Annotated in this window: 1 protein-coding gene; it reads right to left on the reverse strand. The window is 74.8% G+C overall.

Going from position 1 to position 3164, the window contains the following annotated elements:
* Positions 1–3141, reverse strand: a 3141-nt coding sequence (locus tag AQJ30_RS33350) for a type I polyketide synthase (RefSeq protein ID WP_342671649.1), incomplete at its 3' end; no start/stop codon positions are given.
* Between the last annotated feature and the right edge of the window lie 23 nt (positions 3142–3164).

The following is a 3164-nucleotide window of genomic DNA, read 5'->3' on the forward strand; positions in this document are numbered from 1 at the left end:
AATTCCGTCCCGGCCGTCCACCACCAGGTCCCACAGGTCCTCGGGCGAGCCCACCCCACCCGGGAAACGGCACGCCATCCCCACGATCGCGATCGGCTCGTCGGGGGTGACGGTGACCACCGCCGCGCCCGCGGCGGGCTCGGGCTCCAGCTCCGTGCTCCGTCCGCCGGCCTCCGCGAGCACGAAGTCGGCGAGCGCGGCCGGGGTGGGGTGGTCGAAGACGAGGGTCGAGGGGAGGCGCAGCCCGGTGGCGGTACCGAGCTGGTTGCGCAGTTCCAGCGCGGTCAGCGAGTCGAAGCCGAGGTCGGTGAAGGTCCGCTCCGCGTCGATCTGCGCGGCCGAGGCCAGGTCAAGCACGCCGGCCGCACGGCCGCGGACCAGGTCGAGGGCGACGCGCCGACGGTCGGTGTCGGACAGCGCGCGCAGCCGGTCGGCCCAGCCGGACCGCCTCGGCGTAGGGCGGCCTCCGCGGACCAGGCCGGCGAACACGGGGGGCAGCGGGTCCAGGCGGTGCAGGGCGGCGGTGTCCAGCCGTACCGGCACCACGGCCGCCTCGTCCGACCCGACCGCCGTGTCGAGGAGGTCCAGGGCCTCCTCCGTGGGGAGGGCGGCGATGCCGCCGCGGGCGATGCGCGCCAGGTCGGCGTCGGTGAGTCGGGAGGTGATGCCGCTGGTCTCCTCCCACAGCCCCCAGGCCAGCGAGACGGCCGGGAGACCGGCGGCCCGGCGCCGGCGGGCCACCGCTTCGAGGACGGCGTTGGCGGCGGAGTAGGCGGCCTGTCCGGGGTTCCCGAGGACGGCGGAGGCGGAGGAGAACAGCACGAAGCGGTGCAGGTCGCGGTCGCGGGTCAGTTCGTCCAGCCAGCGCGTGCCGAGCACCTTGGGTGCCATCACGGCGCGCAGCCGTTCCTCGTCCAGGTCCGTGATCAGGGCGTCGTCGACGACTCCGGCGGCGTGCACGACCGCGGTCACCGGGTGGTCGGCCAGGAGCGCCGCCACCGCCTGCCGTTCCGCGACGTCGCAGGCCACCACGGTGACGTCGGTGCCCTGGGCGCGCAATTCTGCGGTCAGGTCCGTCAGGGAGGGGGCTTCGGCACCGCGCCGGGACGCCAGTACGAGCCGCCGGACGTGGTGCCGCGCGACCAGGTGCCGGGCGACCAGCTGCCCGAGGGTGCCGGCGGCGCCGGTGATGAGGACCGTGTCCTCCGCGGACCAGGGCGCCTGGTCGGCCGTACCGGTGACGCGAGCGAGCCGCGGCACGAGCACGCGCCCGTCCCGCAGGGCGAGTTGGGGTTCACCAGTGCTCAGGGCCCGGGTCAGTTCCGCGTCCGTGGTGGCGGCACCGAGGGTGTCCAGCAGGACGAAACGGTCGGGCCACTCGGCCTGCGCCGACCGCACCAGGCCCCACACGGCCGCGCCGGCCGGATCGGGCGTCTCGTCGTCGGTCGCGGCCACCGCGCCCTCGGTGACCACGACCAGCCGGGCGTCCGTGGTGTCGTCCTCACCGAGCCGTTCGCGCAGCCGCTCCAGCACCGCGGCGGTGCACTCGGCCACCGGGAGGTGCGGGACGCGGAAGAACGTGTCGGTGCCCTGACCGCCTTCGTGGGGGGTGGGCACGGGTGTCCAGTCGAGCCGGTGGAGCGAGCTCGGTCGTACGGGACGCAGCTCGCCCGTGAGAGCGCGCAGCACCAGCCGCTCGACGGTGGCCACCGGGGTGCCGAGGGAGTCCGCGAGGTCGACGCGGATCGCGTCCTCCCCGACCGGGGCGAGGCGGACCCGTAGCTCCGAGGTGCCCGGGGCGTACGTACGGACGCCGTGGAAGGCGAACGGCAGCCGCAGTCCGTGGCGGTCGTCCACGCCGAGGGCGTGCAGGGCGGCGTCCATCAGCGCCGGGTGCATCCCGAACTCCTGTGCCCGGCCGCGCTCGTGGTCGGCCAGGGCGACCTCGGCGTAGATCTCCTCGCCGCGCCGCCAGGCCGCGCGCAGGCCCTGGAACGCGGGGCCGTAGTCGAGCCCCGTCCCGGCCAGACGCGGGTAGAGGTCGTCCAGGTCGACGGCTTCGGCGGCGGTCGGGGGCCACTGCACCAGTTCCGCGACCGGGCTTCCCCCGGCGGCAGGCGCGTCGTCCATGTCCTCGACCAGGACGCCCGTGGCGTGCCGGGTCCACGGTGACCCGGGCTCCTCCGGCCGGGAGTGCGCCTCGACGGTACGGCGCCCCGTAGCGTCGGGTTCGCCGACGACGACACGAAGGGCGGTGTCGCCCTCGGCGGGCAAAGTCAGCGGTACTTCGAGGACCAGCTCCTCCACGCGCAGGTCGCCGAGGAGTTCACCGGCGCGCCGGGCGACTTCGAGCAACGCGGTACCGGGCAGCACAGCCGCGCCGGTGACGCGGTGGTCGGCGATCCAGGGCTGCCCCCGCAGGCTGAGCCGCCCGGTGAACACGGAGCCGAGCTCGCCCGGCATCGCGACCAGCGCGCCGAGCAGGGGGTGTCCGACGGGTACGGCACCCAGCGCGGCGGGGTCGGTCGGTTCGACGGAGTCCAGCCAGTAGCGCTGGTGCCGGAAGGCGGTGGTGGGCAGGTCCACGTGCCCGGCCGGCGGCAGATACGCCGCCCAGTCGACCGACCCGCCGGCCACGTGGAAACGGGCCAGGCCCTCCGCCAGTGCCCGCGCCTGCGGCCGCTCGCGACGCTGCAACGCCACGAACGACACACCCGCGTCGTCCGGGACACAATCCGCACCCGCAGCGCTCAGCGCACTGTCAGGGCCGATCTCCACGAACCGGGTCACGCCCTGCCGCCACGCATGCCCGACCGCATCCGCGAAGCGCACCGTCTGCCGCACGTTGCGCACCCAGTACTCCACCGAGTCCCCACCCGCACCCACCTCGACCGACGAGACGAACCCCAACCGCGGACGACCGAACTCGATCCCTTCGATCGCCTCCCGGAAACGGCCCAACACCGGCTCCATCAGCGGCGAGTGGAACGCGTGACTCACCCGCAACCGCCGGTGCCGCCACCCCCGCTCAGCCGCCACCGTCTCCACCGCACCAACCGCAGCCGTATCCCCGGACACCACCACCGACGACGCGCCATTGACCGCCGCCACTTCCACCACACCCGACAGCCCCTGCAGCACCTCGCCGATCTCGGCCTCCGGGA

The organism is Streptomyces longwoodensis (assembly GCF_001514125.1).
In the GTDB taxonomy this organism is placed as follows: Bacteria; Actinomycetota; Actinomycetes; order Streptomycetales; family Streptomycetaceae; genus Streptomyces; species Streptomyces longwoodensis.